Origin of the sequence: Acinetobacter sp. UC24323 (assembly GCF_024151445.1) — a bacterium.
GTDB lineage: Bacteria > Pseudomonadota > Gammaproteobacteria > Pseudomonadales > Moraxellaceae > Acinetobacter > Acinetobacter baumannii.
On sequence record NZ_JAHIBY010000012.1, the window covers coordinates 100,223 to 117,490 of the forward strand.

15 protein-coding genes and 1 pseudogene are annotated in these 17,268 nt (G+C 39.4%); 7 read left to right on the forward strand and 9 right to left on the reverse strand.

Annotated features, from left to right (window positions below):
- Nucleotides 1-234: 234 nt before the first annotated feature.
- The gene (locus KNQ97_RS15815; RefSeq protein WP_253612438.1) at nucleotides 235-1,551 is read left to right on the forward strand and encodes an OprD family outer membrane porin; all 1,317 of its coding nucleotides are present in this window, start codon (nucleotides 235-237) and stop codon (nucleotides 1,549-1,551) included.
- A 106-nt stretch (nucleotides 1,552-1,657) separates the two neighbouring features.
- Here KNQ97_RS15815 and ppa read toward each other — a convergent pair whose 3' ends face one another.
- Both ppa and KNQ97_RS15825 read right to left on the reverse strand, forming a co-directional pair.
- On the reverse strand, nucleotides 1,658-2,185 hold the full coding sequence (ppa, locus tag KNQ97_RS15820; RefSeq protein WP_000122443.1) for an inorganic diphosphatase: 528 nt from the start codon (nucleotides 2,183-2,185) through the stop codon (nucleotides 1,658-1,660).
- Nucleotides 2,186-2,312: 127 nt separating this feature from the next.
- The gene (locus KNQ97_RS15825; protein WP_000546045.1) at nucleotides 2,313-2,711 is read right to left on the reverse strand and encodes an MAPEG family protein; all 399 of its coding nucleotides are present in this window, start codon (nucleotides 2,709-2,711) and stop codon (nucleotides 2,313-2,315) included.
- 106 nt (nucleotides 2,712-2,817) lie between these two features.
- Between KNQ97_RS15825 and KNQ97_RS15830 the strand changes: the two genes are divergently transcribed.
- On the forward strand, nucleotides 2,818-3,201 hold the full coding sequence (locus KNQ97_RS15830; RefSeq protein WP_031987858.1) for a hypothetical protein: 384 nt from the start codon (nucleotides 2,818-2,820) through the stop codon (nucleotides 3,199-3,201).
- A gap of 39 nt (nucleotides 3,202-3,240) precedes the next feature.
- On the opposite strand, the gene KNQ97_RS15835 is transcribed toward KNQ97_RS15830, so the two are convergent.
- From KNQ97_RS15835 to KNQ97_RS15860, 6 genes are all read right to left on the reverse strand, one after another.
- Nucleotides 3,241-4,920, reverse strand: a complete 1,680-nt coding sequence (locus KNQ97_RS15835; RefSeq protein ID WP_000411991.1) for a long-chain-fatty-acid--CoA ligase — start codon at nucleotides 4,918-4,920, stop codon at nucleotides 3,241-3,243.
- A 297-nt stretch (nucleotides 4,921-5,217) separates the two neighbouring features.
- Nucleotides 5,218-7,437: a DNA topoisomerase IV subunit A gene (gene parC, locus KNQ97_RS15840; protein ID WP_000202262.1), complete on the reverse strand. Its 2,220-nt coding sequence runs from the start codon at nucleotides 7,435-7,437 to the stop codon at nucleotides 5,218-5,220.
- Between the two features lie 153 nt (nucleotides 7,438-7,590).
- Nucleotides 7,591-8,910 carry an MFS transporter gene (locus KNQ97_RS15845; protein WP_000366681.1) on the reverse strand — a complete coding sequence of 440 codons (1,320 nt, stop codon included), beginning with the start codon at nucleotides 8,908-8,910 and terminating at the stop codon, nucleotides 7,591-7,593.
- 82 nt (nucleotides 8,911-8,992) lie between these two features.
- The gene (locus KNQ97_RS15850; protein ID WP_000927792.1) at nucleotides 8,993-9,637 is read right to left on the reverse strand and encodes a trimeric intracellular cation channel family protein; all 645 of its coding nucleotides are present in this window, start codon (nucleotides 9,635-9,637) and stop codon (nucleotides 8,993-8,995) included.
- Between the two features lie 45 nt (nucleotides 9,638-9,682).
- Nucleotides 9,683-10,150 (reverse strand): YchJ family protein, encoded by a 468-nt coding sequence (locus tag KNQ97_RS15855; protein ID WP_000194004.1) that lies wholly within the window; start codon nucleotides 10,148-10,150, stop codon nucleotides 9,683-9,685.
- A 71-nt stretch (nucleotides 10,151-10,221) separates the two neighbouring features.
- Entirely contained in the window at nucleotides 10,222-11,814 is a 1,593-nt protein-coding gene (locus tag KNQ97_RS15860; RefSeq protein WP_000575778.1) for a TerC family protein, read from the reverse strand.
- 326 nt (nucleotides 11,815-12,140) lie between these two features.
- Here KNQ97_RS15860 and KNQ97_RS15865 point away from each other — a divergent pair, with 326 nt between their 5' ends.
- The 4 genes from KNQ97_RS15865 to dinB all read left to right on the forward strand — a co-directional run bounded on the left by KNQ97_RS15865 (nucleotide 12,141) and on the right by dinB (nucleotide 16,246).
- A complete protein-coding gene (locus KNQ97_RS15865) occupies nucleotides 12,141-12,764 on the forward strand; it encodes a TIGR00730 family Rossman fold protein (protein WP_001089658.1) in 624 nt (207 codons plus the stop codon).
- A gap of 197 nt (nucleotides 12,765-12,961) precedes the next feature.
- Nucleotides 12,962-14,353 carry a multidrug transporter subunit MdtD gene (gene mdtD / locus KNQ97_RS15870; RefSeq protein ID WP_000994601.1) on the forward strand — a complete coding sequence of 464 codons (1,392 nt, stop codon included), beginning with the start codon at nucleotides 12,962-12,964 and terminating at the stop codon, nucleotides 14,351-14,353.
- 77 nt (nucleotides 14,354-14,430) lie between these two features.
- A complete protein-coding gene (locus tag KNQ97_RS15875; RefSeq protein WP_253612439.1) occupies nucleotides 14,431-15,189 on the forward strand; it encodes a glycoside hydrolase family 25 protein in 759 nt (252 codons plus the stop codon).
- A gap of 1 nt (nucleotide 15,190) precedes the next feature.
- The gene (gene dinB / locus KNQ97_RS15880; protein WP_001226143.1) at nucleotides 15,191-16,246 is read left to right on the forward strand and encodes a DNA polymerase IV; all 1,056 of its coding nucleotides are present in this window, start codon (nucleotides 15,191-15,193) and stop codon (nucleotides 16,244-16,246) included.
- A gap of 58 nt (nucleotides 16,247-16,304) precedes the next feature.
- Here the strand turns inward: dinB and KNQ97_RS15885 are convergent.
- Nucleotides 16,305-16,367: pseudogene (locus KNQ97_RS15885) on the reverse strand (hypothetical protein); the annotation flags it as partial.
- Between the two features lie 177 nt (nucleotides 16,368-16,544).
- On the opposite strand from KNQ97_RS15885, the gene creB reads away from it, so the two are divergent.
- Nucleotides 16,545-17,267, forward strand: a complete 723-nt coding sequence (gene creB, locus KNQ97_RS15890; protein WP_002009395.1) for a two-component system response regulator CreB — start codon at nucleotides 16,545-16,547, stop codon at nucleotides 17,265-17,267.
- Nucleotide 17,268 lies beyond the last annotated feature (1 nt).

Genomic DNA, 17,268 nt, shown 5'->3' on the forward strand with positions numbered 1-17,268 from the left:
TCAACTAAAAAATAAATTACTTTTTTTATTTTAAACAATAAATTAACTATAAAAATTTAAAAATAAATCTAGTTAAACTTATCTACCACATTAATCAAATCCTGCATAGCATATATAAAATAAAATGAACAAAAATATATCTTTTTTATAGATTACTTATACAATTGATGGAAATCCTAGGCCCTGAACAATAACAAGGCACAGGATTTATCGTTTTTATGAGGTTCTTTAAATATGCTAAAAGCACAAAAACTTACATTAGCAGTTCTCATTTCTGCGGCAATAATTTCCTCAGCTCAGGCAAGCGAGCAAAGTGAGGCAAAAGGATTTGTTGAAGATGCGAACGGTTCTATTCTCTTCCGTACAGGTTATCTAACTCGTGACAAAAAACAGGGCGCGAAAGATACCAGCTCAGTTGCTCAATCAGCAATTGTAAGTATCGAATCTGGCTTTACCCCTGGTATCGTTGGTTTCGGTGTAGGCGTTGTTGGTGATGGATCATTTAAAATTGGCGAAAACAAAAACGCTGGAAACCAAATGATTCCAAAACACAACGATGGTTCAGCTTACGACCACTGGGCTCGTGGTGGTGGCAGCATTAAGGCACGTTTCTCGAATACAACAGTACGTTACGGTACTCAAGTACTCGACTTACCAGTCCTTGCAAGTAATACAGGACGTATGGTTCCTGAATACTTCACAGGTACTTTATTAACTAGCCATGAAATCAAGAACCTTGAGGTTGTTGCTGGTAAATTTACTAAAGACCAAATGTCTGACCAAATCAATACCGATGCGGATGCTTCTGGCAGAGGTCTTGACCGTGCAATTGTTTGGGGTGCTAAATATAAGTTTAATGATAACTTAAATGCATCTTATTATGGCTTAGACAGCAAAAATGCTCTTGAACGCCATTATGCTAATGTTAACTTTAAACAACCTTTAGCAAATGACAGTTCATTAACTTATGATTTTAGTGGATACCATACTAAGTTTGATGCAAATGCACACACTTATTCAGCAACTGGAACTGTAGCACCAAATTATGCTACGGATGGTATAGCTGGCGAAGAAAAGACCAATAATATTTGGGCTATTTCAGGTACTTATGCGACTGGTCCACATAGTGTGATGTTAGCATATCAACAAAACACTGGTAATGTTGGTTACGACTATGGCCAAAATGCTGATGGTTTCCAAAGTATTTATTTGCCAAACTCTTATATGTCTGATTTCATCGGTAACCACGAGAAATCTGCTCAAATTCAATACAATGTTGATTTTGGCAAGTTAGGTGTATTACCTGGTTTAAACTGGACCACTGCATTTGTATATGGTTGGGACATCAAGGTTAGAAATGTAACTGATGATGCTCAAGAACGCGAATTCTTTAACCAAGTGAAATACACAGTTCAAAGTGGTTTTGCTAAAGATGCAAGCCTTCGTATTCGTAACTCTTACTACCGTGCAAGTGATGCTTACCAAGGCGCTTACATCGGTGATACCAATGAATGGCGTATTTTCTTAGATATTCCTGTGAAATTATTCTAATTCAGAGATTTATCAAGCATAAAAAAACCTACCTCTGGTCACACAGGTAGGTTTTTTATTAAGCCCAGAATATCAATTGCGACACTCTAGGCTTAAAAATTAGAGCTTATTTTTTAGCAGCTTCGATTGCTTTCAATACTTCCGCTTTAGCAACGTCAGCACCTTCCCAACCGCTGATTTTCACCCATTTGCCTGGTTCTAAATCTTTATAGTGGCTGAAGAAATGCTCAACTTGGCTAATCAACAATGGAGGAAGATCTGTATATTCCTGAACGTCTTTGTAAAGCGGAGATAATTTTTCGTGTGGAACAGCGATTAATTTCGCGTCGATACCACCGTCATCTTCCATGTTTAATTTGCCCACTGGACGGCAACGGATTACAGAACCAGCAGCAACAGGATGTGGAGTTACAACAAGTACATCTAATGGGTCACCATCTTCAGACAAAGTATTTGGTACATAACCGTAGTTTGCTGGATAGAACATTGCTGTACCCATAAAACGGTCTACAAACAATGCATCAGAATCTTTGTCAATTTCATATTTAATTGGCGCTGCATTTGCAGGAATTTCAATGATGACATAGATGTCATTTGGTGCATCTTTACCTGCTGGGATATTGCTGTAACTCATATCAATACTCTTTCGTTATGAAGTCAGATGTAAAATCCACTCGATTATAACGTGGATATCATCAAAATGATGCCGATTATACAATGCGCACACGCGAAAGTTGATATGAATGGTGACAGAATGACACTCAAGTCAACTTAATTGTCACGATCAACAAGAATATTGGGCATAACAATGATAAAAACCAGACGATAGAGCGTAAAGTAGCCCAATTACTTAAGTAGCAAATGCCATAAATCACACGTAAAATAATATAGGCCCAGCCCAATCTTAAAATAAAGTATTCAGGAACCACCATATATTCAGCCATCAAAATAGCTGTTAAAAATAAAGGTAAACTTTCAAAACTGTTTTGTTGTACTGCATTTGCCCGAGCAGCGATACCCTTTGTATTAGCAAGAAAGTCTCTTGGGTTCTGATTATCGACGGGCTGAAAACCACCGGTAAATTTTGCAATTACGGTAAATGCGTATGGCAGCAAACATGCCACTAAAATAATATAGATAATGCTGCTGATGCCGTGCATAGTGCCATCCATCACTGAAAATACTGTTGATCATGCTATCATAACTCATCGTTTTTACCTGAAATTTTATGCAACCGCATGTCATCACTGATTTATAGGGCTATGTATGCAACAACCTGATCAAAAAGAATTGTTCGAGGTCTTAGAAAAGCAAAAGAAGAACCAGCTTCAGGTAGATCGTATATTCAAAATTGTATTACCGATCGTCGCTTTTTTACTGAGTGTAATTTGTGCGAATTTTAATTGGCAATCTACACTGGGTACCTTCGTGATCTTAACAGTGACCTTTATTGCTGTGGGTGTCAAAAGACTTCCTTTGTGGCACTGGCTCATTGTGATTACCATATATTGTCTTGTAGATAATTACCTCAGTTATAGTCAACTTGATGTAACTCACTTACGTCTACAACTCGGTACCATGTTAGTTTTTGTTGGTATGGTCGGAATTGGTCGTCCTTATGTAGATCGTTGGTTTATGAAAAACTATTAAACTAAAAAAAGCGCCTTACGGCGCTTTTTTTATTCATCATTACGCAGGCTTACGTAAATCTTTACGTAAAATTTTGCCTACATTTGATTTTGGTAATTCATCCATAAACTCAACATAACGAGGGCGTTTATAGCCTGTTAAGTTTTCTTTAGCAAAGTTCAAAACTTCTTCTGTAGTTAAGCTTGGATCTTTTTTCACAATAAAGAGTTTTGGCACTTCACCTGATTTTTCATCTGGAACACCAATTGCAGCAACTTCCAATACTTTTGGATGTTTAGCAATCACTTCTTCAATTTCACTTGGGTAAACGTTAAAGCCAGAAACCAAAATCATATCTTTTTTACGGTCTACAATTTTGACGTATCCACGGCTGTCCATTACACCAATGTCACCGGTACGGAAGAAACCATCTGCTGTCATGACTTTAGCAGTCTCATCTGGACGGTTCCAATAGCCTTTCATGACTTGAGGACCACGAATTGAGATTTCCCCTTGTTCACCCAAAGGTACTTCTTTTCCGTCATCATCTAAAATTGCAACCTCAGTTAACGGTAATGGAATACCAATGGTGCCACTAAATTCAGTAGATGCAGGTGGATTTGCAGTTGCAACTGGTGAAGTTTCTGATAAGCCATAACCTTCAATAATGGTGGTACCAGTAATTTTCTTCCAAGCTTCTGCTGTAGATGGCAGAACTGCCATACCACCGCCCATTGCCATTTTTAAGTTGCTATGGTCAAGTTGCTTGAACTCTTCATTATTCACCAAGGCATTAAATAATGTATTTACTGCAGGGAAGAAAGAAGGTTGATATTTACGTAATTCCTTAATCACAGCCGGTAAGTCACGCGGGTTCGGAATTAAGATATTTGCCTGTCCTTTGTACATACCGTACATCGCACAAACCATGAACGCAAAAATATGGTAAAGCGGTAATGCGCAAACAATACGATCGCCTTTAGCACCATCGTTTGCACCGAATTTGCTTTGGAAAATACCGTCACACTGTAAAAGGTTGGCAACCAAATTGCGGTGAGTCAGCTCAGCACCTTTTGAAACACCCGTTGTACCACCGGTATATTGAAGCACGGCAGTATCACTTAAAGTTAAAGTCGGACGTTTATAATTGCTTGGATTTTCTTTATTTAATGCACTGTTAAATTTAACATGCCCAGGAATATTCCAAGCTGGAATTTGTTTACGGACTTTACGTAAAACAAAGTTCACCAAAGTACCTTTCAGTGTACCTAGCATATCTCCGACAGAAGCAACAACTACATGCTTCACTGGAGTTTTACCCAAAATGCTTTGGTAAACACTTGCAAAGTTCTCGATAATAACGAGCACTTCTGCACCTGAGTCATTCAACTGATGCTCAAGTTCACGCGCAGTATATAGTGGGTTAACATTCACTAAAACCAAGCCTGCACGTAAGACTGCCAATGCCACTACAGGATACTGCAGCACGTTTGGCATCATTACTGCCACACGCGTACCTTTTGCTAACCCCAAATTTTGCAAATAGGTCGCGAACTTACGGCTTGCAAGCTCCAACTCGTTAAATGACATGGCTTTATCCATAAAGATAAAGGCATCACGAGAACCAAATTTTTGGAAATTACGCTCAAAAATATCAACAAGTGAGGTATTTTCTGCAGGCAATGCTACTGTTTCTGGAATCCCTGTCTTTTGGTATTCTGCAAACCAAATCTTTTCCATAATGCCATTATCTCCGATTCGTAATCCTTAGTAATAACTGTTATTCAATGCCCCAGCTATTCTTTAGCTTCTTGGTGCCAGAACATATTTAAAACTTATTGGCACATTCATGACACTTTCGAACAAGATTATGAGACAGAAGTTTTGACAATTTAAGCCTGCCAAATTTTTTGCATGGTGTACAAATTACGTACTCCAAATTGCTGCCCTTTTAATCATTATTCAATACCAACAAGTTCAGTTCATTGCTTGAACATGTTGCCATATATAGCGTATTTATGTTGCCAGACGCTAGCTTTATCTCTGAATCAACAGTTTATTTGCTTTTTGATATCCACGTGGTAAGAGCTGACCTTTCGAAGCACGTTTACCCATGTATTTTTGTAGATCATCACCTTTTAATTTGAGATGTTGTTGACCTGCAACCACCTGAATTATTTCATCTAAGTTCAGGGTTGTCATGGATAAAATTTGCTCTTTTCCTTCAAGTTGTATCAACTTATTACCTTTACCTTTATTTAAATTTGGTAGCTCTGCCAAATCTAAAATTAACAAACGCCCTGCTGAGCTCAGTACAGCCAAATGCGTCATGTTTTGGGCAGAAATGAGTGGTAAAGCCTTTGCCTTATCCGGAACCGTTAAGAATGTCTTACCAGCTTTCGCATTGGTATCTAATTGCTTGGTTTGCGTTTTAAAACCATAACCTGCCGAACTTGCAGCAATCAACTCAGACTCATCATCATCTAAATAAACCTGAATAAACGATACGCCACTTGCTGGTGATAATTTAGAACTTAATGGATCCCCCAAGCCTCTTGCTGAAGGTAAGTTACTAATTGGCAAGGCATAGCTGCGCCCGGTTTCATCAAGGAAGTAAACTCGCTGATTGGTTTTACCGACAGCATGACTTAAATATTGGTCCCCAGCACGGTAGTTCAGATTTTCGGCATCCACATCCGCACCTTTTGCCGCACGAACCCAGCCTGCTTCAGACAACACGACTGTTACCGTTTCAGCTGGCATTAAATCCTGTTCTTTAATTTGAACCGCTTCAGCACGTGCAACAATTGGAGAGCGGCGCTCATCACCGAACTTTTTCGCATCTTCTTTTAATTCACTGATAATCAGGTTTTTTAAAGATTCAGGATTTTCGAGTTGTTCACGAATAATGGCAGCTTTCGCAGAAAGTTCATCTTGTTCATGACGGATTTCCATCTCTTCAAGCTTTGCCAAATGACGTAATTTAAGCTCTAAAATCGCTTCGGCCTGTATCTCATCAATATTGAAGTGTTCCATTAAGACTGGCTTAGGCTGGTCTTCTTCACGAATAATACGAATGACTGTATCAATATCGAGATAAGCAATTAAAAGACCTGCCAAAATATGCAGGCGCTTTTCAATACGGTTTAAATGGTACTGTAAACGACGAGTTACCGTTTTTTTACGGATCTCGATCCATTCAAGCAAAATACGACGAATTGATTTCACCTGAGGACGGCCATCTTCGCCAATCATGTTTAAATTGACACGATAGCTTGATTCTAAATCAGTGGTCGCAAATAAGTGGCTCATCACTGCTTCCGCATCAATACGGTTAGAGCGCAGTACAATCACGAGTCGTGTCGGGTTTTCATGATCCGATTCATCACGCACATCTACCACTAATGGCAGCTTTTTAGCCTGCATCTGGTCAGCAATTTGAGTAATTACCTTAGAACCAGAGACTTGATATGGCAGCTCAGTAATTACGATTTCATTTTTCTCAATGGTATATACCGCTCGCATACGGTAACTGCCACGACCAGTGGTCTGGATTTTGAGTAATTCTTCTGGCGGGGTAATAATTTCAGCTTTGGTTGGTAAATCCGGAGCCGGAATATATTCAGCTAATTTTTCGTCCGAGGTTTGCGGATTACGGATTAAAGCAATTGTGCCTTTTACAACTTCACGCAAATTATGTGGCGGGATATCAGTTGCCATCCCGACAGCAATACCTGTCGTACCATTAAGAAGAATATTAGGTACACGTGCAGGTAAAGTGATCGGTTCTTTTAAAGAACCATCAAAGTTATCTTGCCATTCGCTAGTGCCCTGACCTAATTCGCTCAGCAATAATTCACTATAAGCCGAGAGTTTGGCTTCGGTATAACGCATCGCAGCAAAAGATTTAGGATCATCTGGTGAACCCCAGTTCCCCTGACCTTCGATTAAAGGATAGCGGTAACTAAATGGCTGAGCCATGAGTACCATGGCTTCATAACATGCCGAGTCACCATGTGGGTGGTATTTACCAAGTACATCACCCACTGTACGCGCTGATTTTTTTGGCTTGCCACTGCTTTTTAAGCCTAGCTCGCTCATAGCATAGACAATACGGCGCTGTACGGGCTTTAAGCCATCACTGATATGCGGCAATGCACGGTCCATAATGACGTACATGGCATAATTCAAGTAAGCCTGTTCAGTAAATTCGGCTACAGAGCGGTTTTCTGTCGCATGATGCGCAAGGCTGGTCATAATCAGCTTATCTTCCAAATCAGTCGTTATTTTAAGTGTGTATTATGCTAAGTGGGCTATGTTACAGACACAAGGGGGACTCTGTCACCTGAGCGTCAAATTGTGTCTTATCTCTCTATATTTTTAGTTACTTGCTATAAAGTTAGGCAAAAACTATAGCCCAATCGACTCTAGTCTTTTACCTTGAGTCTCTTCACCTAATATCAAAATCACTAAAGCTACGGCAAGTAAAACCACAGTAAACATCATAAAAACGTGATTAAAGCCGTTTTTAGCAACCATCATATGTGTCACGACCATTGGCGCGACAATTCCACCGATACGCCCCATTGCCGATGCCCAGCCTGACCCGAAAGCCCGAATATTGGCCGGATATTGTTCTGGTGTATAGGTATATAACACTCCCCATGCACCCAAATTAAAGAATGACATGAGACAGCCCCAGAACATAATGCTATTTACACTGTCGGCTTGTCCAAAGAAATATGCCGACAAAGCACAAAAACCGATAAATGCGGCAAGTGTAATTTTTCGACCTAAACGCTCGACAAACCAAGCAGCCGCCAAGTAGCCCGGTAACTGCGCCAAAATCATAAGCAATACATATTCAAATGATTTGACAATGTCATAGCCTTGTTTCACCAATAAACTCGGCAACCACGTAAAGATGCCGTAATAGGAATACACAATGCCAAACCAGATTAGCCAGAGCATTAAACTTCTACGAGCAAATTGACCACTCCAGAGCTGTTTAAATGAAACTTTTTGTCGCATCGCCACAGGCACGACTTCAATATGGTGAACTATTTGCACACATGCTTCGGCTTCTAGTTTTTGTACCAGTGCATGCGCTTCTTCAATACGACCACGGTTAATCAAATACGGTATAGATTCAGGGACTTTTTTCCAAATCACTAAAATATAAATAAGTGGAAGACCGCCTATAAGGAAGGCAATATGCCAGCCAAATTTAGGAATAATAAAATAAGAAATGAGCGCAGCAACCAACCAGCCTAATCCCCAAAAACTTTCAAGCAGAACGATAAATCTTCCACGAACATGAGCAGGCACATATTCACTGACCAGCGTGACTGCTACAGGTAATTGACCACCTAGCCCCAACCCAACAATAAACCGAAAAATTAATAGCCACTTTAGATCAGGGGCAAAAGCACATAACGCAGTCGCAATACTATAAATTGCCATTGTCATCGCAAAGACAGTTTTACGACCAAAACGATCTGCCAAGGCACCAGAACAAACTGCACCTATAGCCATGCCTACAAAGCCAATACTGACAATCCAACCACTTTCAGCAGGTGTTAATGACCAATCTTTAACAAGGGTTGTCATAATAAAAGCGATAATGCCGGTATCCATCGCATCAAACATCCAGCCTAAACCCACTACCCATAAAAGCGTGTAGTGAAATTTGCCAATTGGAAGATTTTGTATACGTGAAACCAGATCCATAGGATTAACTCTACTGGAAAGAATAAGTGGACAAGACCATATATAGAATTGTTATATCATGCCCACATGAAATTCTGCATGATTAATGTTCGTCGGTTGAAGAAGCCGACTCTGCATCATCATCTTTATAAATAAATTTAGGCATTTCCAAACCAAAATAAATGGCAATTAAACGAAGCGTAAAACCAAATACTAAGGTTGAAATAACGGTAAGTTCTAAACTTAAACCTAAGTCTAGACAGACCCAATAGCAAATGACTGCAACAAAAGAAATACTAGCATACAGCTCACGGCGGAAAACAAACGGGACGTCGTTACATAAGATGTCACGTAAAATACCACCCGAAACTCCTGTTAAAACGCCTGCTACAGCCGACACGACAAAACCATGCCCCATCTGTAAGGCAATCTGACAACCAATGATCGTAAACCCAATTAGACCTAAAGCATCGAGCACCAAGAAAATGTTATGTAAATGACGCATCCATTTAGCAATAACGATGGTAACAAATGCAGCACAACACGTTAAAACTAAATATTCAGGATGTTTTACCCACGTTAAAGGATAGTGTCCAAGTAGTACATCACGTACAGAGCCACCACCCAAGGCCGTCACACAGGCAATTAGTACAACACCGAACCAGTCCATACTCCGTCGCCCAGCAGACAATGCACCAGTCATGGCTTCGGCAGTAATCGCAATAATATAAATAACGGTGAGTAACATTGCCCTTTCCCTCAGGCCAAACGGTGGGCGTATTTTAAGATAAAGTTATAGGAATTGTGCACAGCATTGCTTAAATTTTTTTCCTGAACCACATATACAAGGTTGTTTCATAGTGACCTGCATATCGACCGTCGGATCAAGGAAAAACCATTGTTGCTGATGAAATACAAAATGTGAAACTTCATGATGAATTTGAGCGCTTTTACCATCATGATAATGGGCCTTGAACTCTACCTGTGCATGGGTTTTATCTAATTTTTCGTTGGCGTTAACCACCTCTAAACCCAACCATTGATTTTGTTTGCTCCATTCCGCAATAGCCTCTTTATCAAGAGCAGTTTGCTGACCTAAAGCCGTCGTTTGCACAATATAATCAATTTGCTGCAATGCAAATGCACTATAACGTGAACGCATAAGCTGCTCTGCGGTGAGTGCTTTTGTTGTGCCTAAATGTAAAGGTTCACAACATTCTGCATAGCTGCCTTTTCCGCATGGACAAGTTTGTTGGGTCATTTGGTACTTCTCAAATAAAAAATAGCTCAAAGTTGAGCTATTTTATGATGTTTCTAAATCTGACACGCAATTTAATCTTTCGATTCATCCTGTTCGATAGAAACAATATGAACTTTCTCGATTTTATGGCCTTCCATGGTTACAACTTCAAAGCGATAACCATCCGCTTCAACAGTTTCACCATTTTCAGGTAAACGGCCTAAATGGAATAACAAATAGCCCGATAAAGTAGAATATTGTTCACTTTCATCAACTAAGTCACGTCCAAGTAAAAGCGATACATGACGAATATCGGTTGAACCCTCAAGTATTAACGAACCGTCTTCTAAACTTTCTGCTGCTGCATCTAGTTCGTCTTCATCAGGGAACTCACCCGCAATTGCTTCTAAAATATCAATTGGTGTGGCAATACCTTCAATTGAACCATATTCATTTAGAACAATCGCCATTTGTAAAGGAGCCTGACGTAATTGCTCCATCACCATAAGCACTTGGGCATTTTCATGCACAATAACTGGCTCACGTAAGTGCTTTTGAAAATCGATAACGCCTGTTTCAATAAAGCCATTTAAAACTTTATGTGTAAGCGCAATACCTTCAATATTATCAAGTTCACCACGAGCAACAATTAAACGTGAATGTGTCATCGACATTAAACGTTCTTTTAAAACTTCTGGTTCTTCGTCTAAATCAATCCATTCAAGCTCAGGTCTTGGTGTCATCACTGACTTTACTGGACGTTCAGATAAACCAAGTACACCTTGTACAAGCACACTATGGTAAGCGCCATTTTCTTCATCAAAGACTTCATCAGCAAAAGCTTGAGTTGCCAATACATCTTCTTTATCAGCCGTTTGAGCGTCTGAAGTAGAACCGCTATTTTTACTGCCTAACATACGTAAAACCGCAGAAGCTGTGCGATAACGTAAATCTGTAGTAGTCACTAGCTTCTCTTGGTTGCGACGCATGGTTTGGTTGATCATTTCGACTAAAATTGAGAAACCAATCGCAGCATATAAATAACCCTTCGGAATATGGAAACCAAAACCTTCCACCACCAAAGAGAAACCAATCATCATCAAGAAGCCAAGACATAGAATAACTACTGTTGGGTGTTTATTCACAAAGTCCATGAGTGGTCTTGAAGCCCACAGCATAATACCCACAGCAATCACAACAGCAACCATCATGACTGACAGTTCTTTCACCATACCTACAGCAGTAATTACGCTGTCTAATGAGAATACGGCATCAAGCACAACAATCTGAACGATGACCATCCAGAACGCAGCATGAACAGGATTATCTTCTTTATGAAGTTGTTTACCTTCCATCCGCTCATGCAATTCCATGGTGCCTTTAAAGAGCAAGAACACACCACCGAACAATAAAATCAAATCACGGCCAGAGAATGGATGGCTAAAAATATGGAAAAGTGGTTGGGTGAGTGTCACGACCCAAGCAATTGAAGCTAAGAGGATAAGACGCATTCCCAAAGCGAGTATTAAACCCACTATACGTGCCTTAGTACGTTGTTCTGGTGGCAGCTTTTCAGCCAAAATGGCAATAAAGACGAGGTTATCGATCCCTAGTACGATTTCAAGAACAATTAACGTCGCTAGGCCTACCCAAGCAGACGGATCAGACATCCATTCAAAGATCATTGATCCTGCTCCTGTGCTGGGTGGATTTTATCTTTATTGGGCAACGCAAAAGGCATGCCTAGACAAAGGGGGAATAATGTTTTTTTAGGACAAGAAATTAAAACGGAGCGACTACAACCACTACCCATATTTGTTCATATGTTGTTAAACGAATTTTCAGTATAGGCAAGATTTAACATAAATTCATCATTTTTATTTGATCATTATATGTATTCACCAAACCCATACAAAACATGAATCTTTCCTATAAAACTGCTTATAAAGTTGTCATATTTTTTGCTTAGTGTAGACAAGAAATATGAACGTGATAAGGTGAAAATAAAGCAATGAATAGCGTATTAACAATGGCAGTAAATGATTCACCAATAACATCTGTAAAAACAACACAACCTCTTATTGCATTATATTGTGGCTCACGAGCAGGAAATAACCCGATTTATCGCGAAAAGGCAATTGAGTTAGCCAGCGGAATTGCTGAACAAGGTTTTGGTTTGGTCTACGGCGGTGCCAGTATTGGTTTAATGGGACAAGTCGCAGAAAGTGTACTTGCACATGGTGGAGAAGCTGTAGGGGTCATTCCTGAATTTATGCTTGATTATGAAGTGGCGCATGCAGGACTGACCGAGTTGCATGTAGTAGAAACCATGCATGAGCGTAAAGCCATGATGGCAGAGCGCGCGAGTGCTTTTATCGCGCTACCTGGCGGTTTAGGTACATTCGAAGAAATTTTGGAAATTGCGACTTGGGGTCAACTCAACCAGCACCAAAAACCCATGATTTTATATAACGTAAATGGTTTTTATAATGCGTTAATTGCTCAGTTAGACCATGCTGTACAAGAAGGCTTCCTCCCTCTTCAGCATCGAGCTAAATTAATTGTATGTGAAGAAATCGACCAAATTTATAACGTCATTAAAAACTTAAAAATGCCAAAGAGATTTGTTGTGTAAGCTCTCTATCTCAACAAAAAAGCGGATTCTTCCGCTTTTTTTATTTTATCTATTTATACTCATTCACTTGAAAGTCCGGTTATATAGCTGCTCTAAATAATAGAAGTTAAACTTACAAAGCGTTTATTCAACATTGACTTACTTTTTTTAAATTCAATTTGTTTTACACTAGGCGAAAACGTTAATTTTCAAATGTTATGAATGCCACGCCAACCCATCAAGCCTTGCAACCCGAATATCGCCTATTGGTTCTTTTGGTTTCCATTGGCTTTTTTATGCAGGCATTAGATACAACAATTGTAAATACTGCCATTCCTGCAATGGCACACCATTTAAATGAAGATCCATTACGTATGCATAGCGTAGTGGTGGCCTATGTTTTGTCTGTAGCGGCCTGTATTCCTTTAAGTGGATGGTTGGCTGACCGTTTTGGTGTTAGAAATACATTTTTATCAGCAATCATTATTTTCACGCTTGCTTCCTTAGGTTGTGGCCTTTCTCAAAGCCTAAATCAGCTTTTATTTTTCCGTGTCATTCAGGGTGTTGGAGGTGCGTTATTACTCCCTGTTGGTCGTTTATCACTTTTAAAAATTATTCCCCGAACTCAATTTTTGGCAGCCATGAGTCTCATGAGTCTGGCAGGTTTACTAGGCCCTTTAGCTGGTCCAACACTCGGTGGTTGGCTCGTTGAAGTTGCAACGTGGCATTGGATCTTTCTTATTAATATTCCAATGGGAGTATTGGGCATATTAATGACATTAAAGGTCATGCCAAATGTAAAAGAGCCTACCGTTAAAACTTTTGATCTTATTGGATTTGTGCTCTTAGTCGTCGCAATGATTGGCTGGTCTTTGGGTATTGAACATCTTGCCTCACCTGAGTATTCCAAATGGTTTAGTATTTCTTTATTAGTGGTCGGGGTAATCGCAACCCTTTGGTATGCCTACCATTCACATACGCATCAAAATGCATTGTTCCGTAGCCGACTCTTTAGAAACAAGATTTACGCGATTGGTATTTTAGGTAATTTCTTTGCCCGCTTTGGTGGTAATGCCTTACCTTTTGTTTTACCACTCATGCTACAAGTCGCTTTTGGTTTTGAGCCATTCATTGCGGGATTAATGATGATTCCGCTAGTGTTAGGGTCGCTTTTCTCCAAGCCTATTGTTAGACCGATTATTCAGAAAATGGGTTATCGCCGCTTTCTGTTAATTAACACAACTTTAGTTGGTCTATGTATTGCTTCTTTTGCCATTATGACTGTCGACACCCCAACTTGGTTTAGAGCCTTACACTTTTTCTTATTTGGTACATTAAACTCATTACAATTTGTGGGAATGAATACACTTACCTTAAAAGATTTGCCTCAACAAGATGCAAGTAGCGGTAATAGTTTCTTATCAATGATTATGATGCTTTCAATGAGTATTGGTGTTGCACTGGCAGGTACACTCATTAATGTATTTACCGATTACTATGGTACAGCACATGTGACAACTGCCTTCCATGTTACCCTCATTTGTTTAGGCTGTATTAATATCATTACCGCACTGATCTTTTGGCAAATACCCAAAAATACGCCTGTGTAAGCAGTTGCATTTTTAGCGTGGTTTCTCGCTCGCGAATCACGCTATGATGTGAACTTCATATTAATACTGAGTTTTGCATGACCAAGCTGGCAAAAACCTTTTCTGCACCACGCTACAATACCCTCATTGGGATTGTTTTAGCTTGTGTTATGGGGGTTCTCACCTACTTCGGTCTGTTCTACCAGCAAAAAGCTATTGCTCAAGATTACCCAATTCAAGGCTTTGATGTCTCTCACCATCAAGAAAATATCAACTGGAAAAAAATATCACACCAAAAATTTCAGTTCGTCTATTTAAAAGCGACTGAAGGCGGTGATTATAAAGATCCAAAATTTCAAGAAAACTGGTTAAAAGCACGCGAACATGGCTTTCATGTCGGCGCTTATCATTTTTATCGTTTATGTCGTGATGGTAAAACACAAGCTGAAAATTTTATTGCAACTGTACCCAACAAAGTTGATGCCCTTCCTCCTGTTATTGATCTGGAATATGACAGCAACTGTATTAATTCCCATACCAAAGAACAATTACTTAAAGAAATAGGCATCATGCATGACAGCTTAAAGCATCATTATGGTAAACAGCCTATCTTTTATATTTCCAAAACTTTTTACCACATTGTATTAATAGGTAGTTTCCCTAATACACCTCTTTGGGTCAGAGATTACGAAGGGAAACCTGAGCTGAAAGACAAGCGAAAATGGCTCTTTTGGCAGCATAGTAATCAAGGTAAAATTGAAGGCATGACAAAGCCAGTAGACTTAAATGTTTACGAGGGTTCAGTCAAAGAATGGCATCAATTTTTACAGCAGCAAGGCATCGTGAAAGCACAATAATATGCGCAAAATCATTCATATCGATATGGATGCCTTTTATGCATCGGTCGAATTGCGAGAGCGTCCTGATTTAAGGCATCTCCCAGTAGTTATTTCATCACATCACCCACGCGCCGTAATTGCAGCTGCTTCTTATCCTGCCCGTGAGTTTGGTTTACGCTCTGCCATGTCCATGAGCCAAGCAAGAAAACTATGCCCTCAAGTTGTTATTATTGAGCCAAATTTCGAAAAATATCGTGCCATCTCGGCTCAAATTCATAGTATCTTTCAACAATACACCACTCTTATTGAGCCTTTATCTTTAGATGAAGCCTATCTTGATGTCACTGAAAATTTAAAACAAATCGCGAGTGCGACCGAAGTGGCTATGCATATTCGGGAAGATATTTTCAGGCAAACCGGACTGACAGCCTCGGCTGGTGTAGCACCTAATAAATTCTTGGCAAAAGTTGCGTCCGACTGGAATAAACCGAATGGCCTGTTTGTTATAAAACCTTCTCAAGTAGCCAGTTTTATTCAGGGCTTACCCTTAAAGAAAATTCCAGGAGTAGGCAAAGTTACCCAAGAAAAGCTCCAACAGCTTGAATTGCATACGCTAGGCGACTTACAAAAAATTGAAGAAGCTGTTTTAGTTCACCACTTTGGTAAATATGGCCAACAGCTTTATTTATATGCTCAAGGCATCGACAACCGGCCCGTTCAAGCTGAACGTGCCCGACAGCAAATTTCAAAAGAAACCACATTTGATAGTGACTTTACTTTAGCTCAGTGCCAACCCTACTGGCATGGTCTAGCCGAAAAAGTCTGGCAAAGTTTAGAGAAAAAGCAACTGAATGCCCGAGGCGTAAATATTAAGCTCAAACTTAAGAATTTCCAGACTTTGCAACACAGTAAAAGTTTTAAAAACCCAATTCATTCTCAACAAGACCTGATTCAAGTTTTATTCTTACTTTTAAATGAGATGCATATTCCCGAAAACTTCCAATTTCGGCTCATTGGTATTGGAGTTTATCAATTACAAACTAAAGCTGACGACTTTCAGTTATCCTTATGGTAAGTGTTGTTTTTTTATACAAAAGAACAAGTTTTAAACAAAAACAGTTCCCTTTTACTTAAAGTTTGAAGTAATCTAATCAGCGCATATTCATTACCCATGTATTTGCAACATGCCAAAGCAACCTTTACTTTCGGCATATCGTCCTGTGATTGGCGTGACGACCAAATCCGAATATTACAGGGCACAAATGTGCCCTTTATCTTATAAAGAATTATAAAAAATTAATATTACAGCATTTCTCTACCGCATCTTCCGTTAAACTAACTCAATAAAATTACAACATATTAATTAGTTAACCATGATGAGCCCTAAACAAATTTTATGTATTGAAGATGAAGCTGCTATTGTCCTTCCTCTACGTTATGCGCTTGAACGTGAAGGCTGGAATGTCAGTTGGGCAAATACGGGGACTCAAGCATTACAATATCTTTCAGAACAAGCTTTTGATTTTATTATTTTAGATATCGGTTTACCTGATCTTAACGGCTTTGAAGTCTGCAAACAACTACGCCAAAAATCTCAAACACCTTTATTATTTCTTACGGCACGAGATGATGAAATTGATAGAGTTGTCGGTTTGGAAATTGGCGCAGATGATTATTGTACAAAGCCTTTTAGTGCAAGGGAAATTGTGGCTAGAATTAAAGCCATTTGGCGTAGAATGGAAGTACAAATACAAAGTAATTCAAGTCAAAATCCAATCTCTCAGGCTGCAATAGTTGCTCCATGCTCGATATGGTCATGCAATCCACAATCTTTGCAAATTCAATATCATGGAAAATCATTACAACTGACGCGTTATGAATATCGATTGTTATTTTTGTTGATTCAACATCCTGAACAAGTCTTTAGCCGTCAGCAATTAATGGATCATATTTGGGAACATCCTGAGCATAGCTTAGAACGCACAGTCGATACGCATATCAAAAGTTTAAGGCAAAAACTAAAACAAATTACCCCTGATAATGATCCTATTCGGACGCATCGAGGGTTCGGATACAGTCTAGTGAAGTTAGGTTAAT

What these genes read in the sequence shown, in the direction of transcription:
- parC (WP_000202262.1), bottom strand. Translation starts at nt 7,437, where the DNA reads ATGACCAGCCTTGCGCATCATGCGACAGAAAACCGCTCTGTAGCCGAA.
- KNQ97_RS15865 (WP_001089658.1), top strand. Translation starts at nt 12,141, where the DNA reads ATGAATAGCGTATTAACAATGGCAGTAAATGATTCACCAATAACATCT.
- KNQ97_RS15850 (WP_000927792.1), bottom strand. Translation starts at nt 9,637, where the DNA reads ATGTTACTCACCGTTATTTATATTATTGCGATTACTGCCGAAGCCATG.
- ppa (WP_000122443.1), bottom strand. Translation starts at nt 2,185, where the DNA reads ATGAGTTACAGCAATATCCCAGCAGGTAAAGATGCACCAAATGACATC.
- KNQ97_RS15815 (WP_253612438.1), top strand. Translation starts at nt 235, where the DNA reads ATGCTAAAAGCACAAAAACTTACATTAGCAGTTCTCATTTCTGCGGCA.
- KNQ97_RS15825 (WP_000546045.1), bottom strand. Translation starts at nt 2,711, where the DNA reads ATGCACGGCATCAGCAGCATTATCTATATTATTTTAGTGGCATGTTTG.
- KNQ97_RS15860 (WP_000575778.1), bottom strand. Translation starts at nt 11,814, where the DNA reads ATGATCTTTGAATGGATGTCTGATCCGTCTGCTTGGGTAGGCCTAGCG.
- KNQ97_RS15835 (WP_000411991.1), bottom strand. Translation starts at nt 4,920, where the DNA reads ATGGAAAAGATTTGGTTTGCAGAATACCAAAAGACAGGGATTCCAGAA.
- KNQ97_RS15875 (WP_253612439.1), top strand. Translation starts at nt 14,431, where the DNA reads ATGACCAAGCTGGCAAAAACCTTTTCTGCACCACGCTACAATACCCTC.
- KNQ97_RS15830 (WP_031987858.1), top strand. Translation starts at nt 2,818, where the DNA reads ATGCAACAACCTGATCAAAAAGAATTGTTCGAGGTCTTAGAAAAGCAA.
- creB (WP_002009395.1), top strand. Translation starts at nt 16,545, where the DNA reads ATGATGAGCCCTAAACAAATTTTATGTATTGAAGATGAAGCTGCTATT.
- dinB (WP_001226143.1), top strand. Translation starts at nt 15,191, where the DNA reads ATGCGCAAAATCATTCATATCGATATGGATGCCTTTTATGCATCGGTC.
- KNQ97_RS15845 (WP_000366681.1), bottom strand. Translation starts at nt 8,910, where the DNA reads ATGGATCTGGTTTCACGTATACAAAATCTTCCAATTGGCAAATTTCAC.
- mdtD (WP_000994601.1), top strand. Translation starts at nt 12,962, where the DNA reads ATGAATGCCACGCCAACCCATCAAGCCTTGCAACCCGAATATCGCCTA.
- KNQ97_RS15855 (WP_000194004.1), bottom strand. Translation starts at nt 10,150, where the DNA reads ATGACCCAACAAACTTGTCCATGCGGAAAAGGCAGCTATGCAGAATGT.